This is a genomic window from Streptomyces triticagri, assembly GCF_003429565.1.
Taxonomy (GTDB): domain Bacteria; phylum Actinomycetota; class Actinomycetes; order Streptomycetales; family Streptomycetaceae; genus Streptomyces; species Streptomyces triticagri.
Genome location: NZ_QUAK01000097.1, coordinates 41660 through 51272 on the forward strand (window position 1 = coordinate 41660; position 9613 = coordinate 51272).

The 9613-nt window shown below is 75.1% G+C and carries 3 protein-coding genes and 1 pseudogene; 1 reads left to right on the top strand and 3 read right to left on the bottom strand.

The window, feature by feature from the left end:
* Positions 1–26: 26 nt before the first annotated feature.
* From DY218_RS18005 to DY218_RS35880, 3 genes and pseudogenes are all read right to left on the bottom strand, one after another.
* Entirely contained in the window at positions 27–1388 is a 1362-nt protein-coding gene (locus DY218_RS18005; protein ID WP_128557083.1) for an ABC transporter substrate-binding protein, read from the bottom strand.
* Between the two features lie 383 nt (positions 1389–1771).
* Positions 1772–4693, bottom strand: a complete 2922-nt coding sequence (locus tag DY218_RS34590; protein ID WP_407703649.1) for an FtsK/SpoIIIE domain-containing protein — start codon at positions 4691–4693, stop codon at positions 1772–1774.
* Positions 4694–6874: 2181 nt separating this feature from the next.
* Positions 6875–7696 (bottom strand): annotated as a pseudogene (locus DY218_RS35880) (FHA domain-containing protein); the annotation flags it as partial.
* A 180-nt stretch (positions 7697–7876) separates the two neighbouring features.
* On the opposite strand from DY218_RS35880, the gene DY218_RS18025 reads away from it, so the two are divergent.
* Positions 7877–9472: a serine/threonine-protein kinase gene (locus DY218_RS18025; protein WP_128557084.1), complete on the top strand. Its 1596-nt coding sequence runs from the start codon at positions 7877–7879 to the stop codon at positions 9470–9472.
* Positions 9473–9613: the final 141 nt, after the last annotated feature.

Below are 9613 nucleotides of genomic sequence, written 5' to 3' on the forward strand. Positions count from 1 at the left end.
CCGTGCTCTGCGAGGTCATCGCGCGATCAGTTCTTGTAGGCCTTGGCGGCGGCGCTCTCGAGCTGCTTCTGCGCGCCCGCCACGTCCTTCGGGTTCTTCAGGAAGTCCTGCAGGGCCTTCCACTCGCCCTTGCCCGGCGTGCCGCCGAACACCTGCGGGGCCTGGTCCGACATGTCGAAGCGGAAGTCGTCGCCCGCGTCGACGAGGGCCTTGCCGATGTCGCGCAGCACGTCGTTCGGGTATGCGGACTGGTCCATCTCCTTGTTCGGCGAGACGAAGCCGCCCTGCGCCGCCCAGATCTCGGCCGCGTCCGTGGAGGCCAGGAAGGTCAGCAGCGCCTGCGAGGCCTTGCTGTCCTTCAGCGCCACCGCGGCGTCGCCGCCGGTCACCACGGGGGCGTCGGCACCGACCGCGGGGAACGGGAAGACCTTGGCGTCCTTGCCGATCTCGGCCTTCGCCTCCTGCGCGTTGGCCGCCGCGAAGTCGCCCTCGAAGACCATGCCCGACTTCGGCTGGTCACCGCCGGTGAAGGTCTGCTCCACCGACTTGGGGAAGTCCACCTGCAGCGCGCCGGACTGACCGCCCGCCAGGAAGTCCTTCTTGCCCCAGATCTCGGCGAGCGTGGTCAGGGCCTGCTTCACCGAGGGGTCGGTCCACTTGATCTCGTGCTTGGCCAGCTGGTCGTACTTCTCCGGTCCTGCCTGCGAGAGGTAGATGTTCTCGAACCAGTCGGTGAGCGTCCAGCCGTCCGCGCCCGCCACGGAGAAGGGGGTGACACCGGAGTCGTAGACCGTCTGGGCGGTGGTGACCAGGTCCTTCCAGGTCTTCGCCTCCTCGGCGCCGGCATTCTCGAAGACCGTGGCGTTGTACCAGATCAGGGACTTGTTGGCGGCCTTGAAGTAGACGCCGTACTGCTCGCCGCCGACCGCGCCGATGTCCTGCCAGCCCTTGGTGTAGTTCTTCTCCAACTGGGCCTTCGCCGCGGCGCCCGCCGGCTTCGCCCACTTCTTGTCGACGGCCTGCTTGATGGCGCCGGGCTGCGGGAGCATGGCGACGTCCGGCGGGTCGCCGCCGGCGATCTTCGAGCCGAGGAAGTTCACGATCGGGTCCTGCGCCGGTACGAAGGTGACCTCGGCGCCGGTCCGCTTGCTGAACTCGTCGAGCACCTTCTCGAAGTTCTTCTGCTCGGGGCCCGTCCAGACGGCGGCGACCTCCAGCTTCTCCCCGTCGAGCTTCGGCAGCTCGACCGATGGTGCGGACTTCTTCCCGCCGTCCGAACCACCGTCGGCCTTGTCGCCGTCGTCGCTGCCGCCGCACCCGGCGAGCGTGAGGGCGCTCACGGCGATCACCGCCAGAACCGCCTTGCGTGTACGAAGAGTTGTGCGCATCACTGCCCCGTTCTCCGAGCCGTCTCGTGCCGATAGGTGTACGCCCGGCGGCCGACCCGCGGCAATAGCGTCTACGACCCCAACCCGGCGATCGTGATCCCCTCGTGAGAGAAGCGGTACCAGGGGTACCTGACCTGCGCCACGGGGGCGCCACCTCGCGCCGATCGGGCATCCCTCAAGCCTGTCCGGCGTTTGAGGACAAGGTCCGCCAGGACCGGGTCCTGTGAAACCGACCGGCATCCCAAGCCCCTTGGGCACCTGGAGCCCGGTCCAGCATCTCCAGCCCGTCCGGCGTTTGAGGACAAGGCCCCCCAGGGCCGGGCCTGTGAAAGCCCGTCCGGCGCATGAGGACAAACGCACCGCAGGACCGGTCCTGCGACCCCTCACCCCCCGGCCCGAGGGAGAAGCGGCGCCAGCCCCTCCGAATTCACCGAGCGGCTCGCCCGCTCCACCGCACTGGCGAGCAACGCCAGATCCGTCGGTCCGTTCCCCAACTCCCGCACCGGCCGCCGAGCCGGCGGGTCCCCCATCCGCTCCCACTCCAGCGGCGCCGCCGTCGGCCGCAACGTCGACGTACGAGGAATACGCCCACTGACCCGCCCGGTCTGGAACGCGGTCACCCGGCCGTCCGCCGTGCGCAGCGTCCCCCGCCCCGGGGCCGGATCCTCCGGCCCCGAACCCGGCGCTTCCAGCTCGATCCGCAGCGCCGCGTGCGCGAACTCCGTGTCCGCGGTGCGCTCCGGCCGCCCGGACGCCGCGACCAGGTGCACCCCGAGCCGCTCGCCGTCGCGCGCCACCGCGTCCAGCGCCCGTACGACGGAACCCGCCGCGGGCCGGCCCGGCGCGCCGAGCGCCGGTGCGACGAGGGCGTCGATGTCGTCGACCAGGACGACAAGGCGGGGCAGCGGAGAACCGGCCGTGTCGCGCGGCGAACCGTCCGCGGCGCGCAGCCGCAGCGTGGAGCTCGCCGGCGCGTCCAGGTCCGCCGCGCCCGAGCGGATCCGCTGCGCCACCATCCGGTCGGTCGCCTGCCGCGCGGCGTGCCAGCCGCTGAAGCCGAGCCGCCCGACGAACTCCGAGCGCCGCTTCAGCTCGGCGACCAGCGCCTGGGCGAACTCCCGCATCCTCACCGGGTCGTTGGCCGCCAGGTGGGTGGTGACCTGCGGCAGGTCCAGGCAGGCCCGCAGTCCGTCCCCGCGGTCCGCGCCGGCGCCGTCGACCAGGATGACGCCGAGCCGGTCGGGACGCTCCGCGGAGGCGAGCGACGCCGCCACGGTGCGCAGGAGTTCGGTGCGGCCGCTGCCCGCCGGGCCCGCTACGTACATGTGCGGGCCCTGCCCGGCCAGATCGGCGCAGAGCGGGCCGCGCGGGCCCGCGCCGAGCACGGCCCAGGCCCGCCCCGCGGGCGCCTCCGGATCGTCCGCGGCGGCCGCCCAGCGCGCCATCAGGGAGGCCGGTGTGGCGCGTGCCAGGCCCAACTCGTCGAGGAGCCGGGCGGATTGCGGCAGCGGCACGGAGGCGCGCGCGTGCCGCTCGCCGGTGTCGGCGGGGCGCAATGGGGCGAGGGCGCGGGCGAACCGCTCCGCCCAGGCGGCCGACACGGCGTCCACGGAGGCGAGCGTGCCGTGCCCCGCGATTCCCTCGCCGGTGGCGCGCAACAGTCGCAGTGCCGTCGCCACGTCACCGCTCAGGAGCCCTACGGCTCCGCAGGCGCGGAAGGCGGGCGAGGCGGCGGCCGCCGCTTCGTAGGTGGTGGTCACGGGGGAGGCCGCGGACGCCGGCGGAGTCTCGGCGAGGCATACGACATGGATGCCGGCGGCCGGACCCTCGGCGGCGAGCCGCGTCGTCGCCTCGCGCAGCGCGGCGGACCCCGGATCGCCGTCCACCAGGAGGACCGTGAACGGGCCGGTGGTGCCCGGGAGTTCGGGCCCGCCCTCCCGCGGGCCGCGTGCGGACTGTTCGGCGTACGGCTCGGCTCCCTCGGTGGCCGTGTGGTGCCGGGGAGTGCGATGGGAGCTGGTCGGGGTGTGCCCTGCCGGACCGCCCTGAGGAGCCGCTGTCCTGCTCCGGTCTGCCGACCCGGGCCCGTCGTCCTGCCGGAAGCCCGCGGGATCACGGCCGTCCGACGGTCGCGGGATGCGCCCTGCGGTCGGCGTACGGCGTGCCGCGTCCTGCAGCCGGTCGTCGAGGCGGCGCAGCAGTTCGCCGGCGCGGGCGGCGGCCTGCTCGCGGTCGTACGCGAGGAGCAGGCGGCAGTCCTGGCCGTGCGCCGGGCGCAGATGCGGGAGCCAGCCGAGCCAGCCCCACCGGGCCGTGCGGTCCTCGACGCCGCGCGCGCGGTCCGTGCTGATCAGCACGATCTCGAGGTCCCCGGGCGCGTGCAGCGCGGCGAGCTGGGCCACGATCGAGCGTGCCAGGCCGTCGAGGCGTCCCCGTGGTCCGGCCAGGCCGAGCGCGCCCGCCTCGCGCAGGCTCACCGTCACGGGGACGCCGGGCAGCAGTCCGGTGCGGCCGGGCGCGCTCCGGTCGCTGGTGCCGAGGCGTACGGCCAGGGCCTCGGGGTGGTCGGGGCCGCGCTCCCACAGCCGGGGTCCGGGGCCGAGCGCGGTCAGCAGGAGGCGGGCCGGATCGGGCCAGGTCTCCGGGGCGGGAGACGGTGCGCGCTCGGGAGCGGGGTGCTCCACGGGCCGTTCCGCGGCCGGCGCCACCGGGACCTCGCGGCTGCCTGTCAGGCGCCGGGCCCATGCGGTGAGCCCGCGCCTGCGCAGCTGGCGGGGCACGGTGGTGCCGCGGGTGGGGGTGCCCGATCTGCGCGAGGCGCGGTCCGGGGCCCCTGCCGCGTCCTGGTCCGCACCGCTCGCGGTGTCGTCGCCGGGGGCGCCGAACCCTGTGCCACCGCCGAGCCCGCTCACGGTCGCTCCGTCCGGAGCCGGCAGCGGTCCTCGGCCACCGGTCGCCTCGGCCTGCCTTTGTCGGCCCGGTGCGGACTCCGCGGGGGACTGGGCGGTGGGGTAGCCGTGCGGCGGGTAGCCGTGCGGCGGGTATGAGGGGGCCGCCGACGGTGCGTCCGGGGTGGGTGCTTGGGGGGCCGCTGCTTGCGGGCCCGGTGCGTACGGGGTGCGGCTGCCGGAGGGGCGGTTCTCGGTGGGTGCGGTGTTCGCCGAGGCTTGTCCTTCGGTGGGCCAACTGCCCGCCGGGTGCCCGTCGGTGGCCGGGTCGCCCCCGGTGGTGCGACCGCCGGTGAAGCCGCTGTCGGCGGTCCGGCGGATGGCCCTGTCGCTGTCTACGGGGCCGTCCTCGTCCACGGGACCGTCGTCCGCGTATCCAGGACTGCCGCCCGCAGCCCGTGCCGGTGCTGACGCGGGCGTGTGAGGCGTGCCTTGGGCCGTGGTCGGCGTCGCCGCTGCGGACGCATCCGTGGATGGCGCCTGGTGCGGGTGGCCCGGAGTACGAGGGGCCGGGGCATCGGAGCCCCGACGGCCGGTGGTGTGCGGACGGTCGTCGCCCGTCCGCGCGCCGGGGCCGTCCGTCCGGCGATGCTCTTGACCGCTGCGGTCGTACTCTCCGCCGTACTCCCTGTCGCCGCCTGCCCCGCGGTCCGCGCCGACCGAGTAGCCGGCCGACCCCGAGGCCCTCGTGGCTCCGCGCGGAGCCCCGGCCCGCTCTCGCACCTCACTGCCCGCTCCGGGTCCCGTCGCGCCCGTCTCCGGAGAGCGGGGCTCTTCGCCACTGCCGCCGCTTCCGGTCCACTCGCGCTCCGATCCGGTACGCGGAGTCGTCGAGGGGTCCGTCAACGGGCCGTCCGCCGCGCTCCCCACGCGCGCGTGCGCCCCGGCCGTTGCCTCCTCCCGGCCGCCGGACGCACCGGAATTGCGCAACCCGTCACCGGCGCCGCGGCCGTCGACACCGACGCCGTTGCCCCCGGCCTCACGACCTCGCCACCCGGCACGCCCACCGGCCGAGCCGGCATCCGGACCGGCCGAATCGCCATCGCCGCCCGGCACCGCACGACCGCCGAACTCCCCGGCCGCCCGCGCCCGCGGCACCCCCGACCGCCCCTCACCCGGAACGCCTTGCTCCGCCCCGAACGCGCCAGGCCCTCCGGCCCTCGCTCCGGTTCCCCCGCTCCCGGGGAAACCGGCTTCCCCCGCCTCGCCCGGACGCGCGCGTCCTTGCGGATCCTCGCCTGCGCCGACACCGGCACCGGATGTCGCTGTCGCCCCGGGGCCCTGCCTGCGGTCCGTCCGCCCGCCCTCGTGGACCTCACCCTCCACGACCCCTGCCGCACCGCGAGTCCCTCCGGCGACCGGATTCGCGTCCCCGTACGCCGAACCCGCCGCGCTGCCCACACCGCCACTCCTACGCGCGCGTGCCGGCCCGTCCGCCGATTCGTACCCGTCCAGGCCCGCGCGCCCCTCCTGGTCCCCGTCGTGCGCCCCGGCCGGCGCCTGCCGAGCAGCGCCGCGCCTGTCTGCGCTGTCGCCGCCCTCGACGGATCCTGCGTCGCCGCTCCGGCCCTCACGCCCTGCCGCGCGTCCGCCGACAGGGCTCCCCGGCCCTGTCACCCTGTCGCCCGGCCATTCCGCCTCGTGCCCGGCGCCGTACCCACTGCCGCCGCTGCCGCGCCTCTGCGCCGGGCCGGCGCGTCCCGCCCGGTCCCCGTCGTGGGTCCCGGCCGGCGCACTAGAACCGCCCGCTAGCCGAGCAGCACCGCGCCCGTCCGTAGATGCCCGACCGTCCGCGCCGCCGGTCCGTCGTGCGTGTCCCCCAGGTGCCCCATCGCCGGTGTGCCGGGCAGTCGGGTGGTGTCCGGTGTTGTACGTGGTGCCGCTGTCGGCTCCGCCGTCTCCCGTCGCTGGGGGGTCGGTGTCTCCGGTTCGGTGCGACGGTCCTGTCGGGGCCGTGTCGCCGGTGGTGGGCGGGGGCGTCGTCCAGCTGGTCTCCCTGCTGGTCTCCCGGGCCGGGTCGTATGTGGTGAGATGCGGCTCGCCGGGCGGACCGCCGGGTGCGCCCGTGTGCCGGGCAGCCGGATCGTGACCGGTGCCGGGCCCGCCGGATTCCGGCGCCGGGTGGCGTGCGTGTCCTGCCGGCGGCCCGTCGCCGGCGTCCGCCGGCCCGGCCGTGCCTTGTCCCGGTACCTCGCCGCCGCTGCCGTATCGGGCGGAGCTCCGGCCATCGCCCTCTCGTCGGCTCCCGGACGACAGTCCGTCGCCGGCCTCCGCGCGCGTGCGGCCCGAGGCCGCATCACCGTCACCTTCGGCCACCCGGCCGGACCGCATCCCGGCCGAGACCCGACGCCTCGAAGGCGCCGCCGCACCGCCGCCCAGAGGGCGACCGGACGCAGGCGCCAGCGCCGCGTCGCCCCCCACGCGCACATGTCCTTCGCCGTCCGCGGCCGTGGGCAGCGGCGCCGACTCGTCCGCGGCCGTGCCGAGGCGCAGGGTCGACTCGCCGACCCGCAACAGGGCGCCGGCGGCGAAACGGACCGGACGGTCGGTGACCGGGGCGCCGTCCACCGTCGTGCCGTTGGTCGAATTCAGGTCGGCGACCGAGACGTGGCCATCCGCCGTGACCGTCACCTCGCAGTGCAGCCGGGACACGTCCGGGTCGTCGAGCGGCACGTCCGCGTCGGCCGAGCGGCCGATGGTGATCCGGCCGCCGTGCAGCAGATGCACCCCGCCCGCGTCCGGGCCGGCGATCACGTGCAGGCGGGCGGAGTCACCCGTCGCCGAAGGGGCCGGCTCCACGGGGGACTGCAGGGCCAGGACCGCGCCGTCCACCAGCGGCGGCTCGCCCAGCAGGCACGTCGCCGGGTCGAGCCGGTCCGTACCCGAGAAGAGCACCACCGGGCCGTCCGGCGCTCCGGCGGAGGCGGCGAGGGCCGAGGCCACCGCGGACAGCGCGCTGCCCGCGGGCGCGGTGACGAGCACGTCACGTCCGCGCGTGGACTGCGGGGTCCGGCCGCTGTGCGGCCCGAGGACGGTCAGCCGGATCTGCATCGCCGTCAGCGGTCCCTTCTGCGCGGGTGCCCGGCCGAGGACGTCCATGTGATGCCCCCCACCGCACACGGCATGGCTCCGTGCTGTGAAGCATCCTCGCACCTGCCACTGACAACACGCCCGCCACCCGACGCCAAGTGATCTTGATTGGTCGGCTCTGCCCGCAAAAGTGCTCCAAAAACCGCCAGTACAGCGCCTGTTCGGACCGCCGCGCGGAGATCGCGGGAGATACGGAACGCCGATTCCCACGTACGCAACCAACCGTCGGGACTGCGCGTCTTCCACCGGACACGGATACCGAACACGCATACCGAACACCGATGCGGACCGCGCCGCGGGGCGGTGCCGGATCGCCCGGGACGAGGCCCCGGGCACCCGCACTACAGTGGGTCGGAAACACCTGGATCCGACGGCCGCCCACAGGCGGCCCGGCCGGGGACACCGAATCAGCGGATCGACGCATCACCAGATCGACAGGGAGCGCATGACGTGCGGCCGGTAGGCAGCAAGTATCTCCTCGAGGAGCCGCTCGGACGCGGCGCCACGGGCACCGTCTGGCGGGCCCGTCAGCGGGAGACCGCGGGCTCCGAGGCCGCCGTTCCGGGCCAGCCCGGCGAGACCGTCGCGATCAAGGTCCTCAAGGAGGAGCTGGCCAACGACGCGGACGTCGTGATGCGCTTCCTGCGCGAGCGCTCCGTGCTGCTCCGGCTCACCCACCCGAACATCGTCCGCACCCGCGACCTGGTGGTCGAGGGCGATCTGCTCGCCCTCGTCATGGACCTCATCGAAGGCCCGGACCTGCACCGGTACATCAGGGAGAACGGCCCGATGACCCCGGTCGCCGCGGCCCTGCTCACCGCGCAGATCGCCGACGCCCTGGCCGCGAGCCACGCGGACGGCGTCGTGCACCGCGACCTGAAGCCGGCCAACGTCCTGGTGCGCGAGACCGCCGACGGCATGCACCCGATGCTCACCGACTTCGGCATCGCACGCCTCGCGGACTCCCCGGGCCTGACCCGCACCCATGAATTCGTCGGTACGCCCGCGTACGTCGCACCGGAGTCCGCCGAGGGCCGCCCGCAGACGTCCGCGGTCGACATCTACGGCGCGGGCATCCTGCTCTACGAGCTGGTCACCGGCCGCCCGCCGTTCGCCGGCGGCACCGCCCTCGAGGTGCTGCACCGGCACCTGAGCGAGGAGCCCCAGCGGCCCGGGAACATCCCGGAACCGCTGTGGACGGTCATAGAGCGCTGCCTGCGCAAGAACCCCGACGAACGCCCCAGCGCCGAGAACCTGGCCCGCGGCCTGCGCGCCGTCGCCGAGGGCGTCGGCGTGCACGCGACCCCGGCACAGATCGCCGCGGCAGCGGGCGTGGGCGCCCTGCTCGCGCCGGACCCGGCCCCCGCACCCGTACCGGCCACGCCGGACGCCGACCCCACCCAGGTCCTGCCGAGCAACGCGGCCGCCCCCGACCCGAACGCGGCGACGAACGTCATGCCGCACACCGGCCCCGCCGGCGCGGGCGACCCGACCTCCGTGATGCCCCCGGTGCCGCAGCGGCCCGACGAGGCCCCGCAGCAGCCCGACGGACCGCACCCCTGGCAGAACCAGATGCGCGCGGCCCGCGACCGCAACGAGCAGACGCAGGTCCAGTACCTGGACCCCGACCAGGACCCGCTGCGCCGGCGCCGCCCACAGCGCCAGGTCGCGCGCAACCAGCCGCAGCAGCCCCCACAGCCGCCCCCGCACCAGCAGTACGCGCCGCAACAGCACCCGCAGCGGTACGCACCCCCGCCACCGCAGCAGCCCCAGCCGCAGCGCTACGCCCCGCCGCCGCAGCAGCCGCGACCGCCGCGTGAGCCGCGCCGCCGCAGCGCCAACCCGATGCGCATCCCGGGACTCGGCTGCCTCAAGGGCTGTCTGTTCACGGTGATCATCCTGTTCGTCGCGGGCTGGCTGATCTGGGAGCTGAGCCCGCTGCAGGACTGGCTGGACACCAGCAAGGGCTACTGGGACCAGCTGACGGACTGGATGTCCACGGTGACCGACTGGATCGGCGATCTCGGCGGCGACAGCAACGCCTGACCGGAGTCCACGCGCGCGTAGGCAATCTGACCGGCAGTCCACGCGCGCGTAGCGGCGCAGTGATGTGAAGGCCGGTCCCGTACCCGCATCCCGGGTACGGGACCGGCCTTCACGCGTACTGGCGCGCACCGACGGCGTACC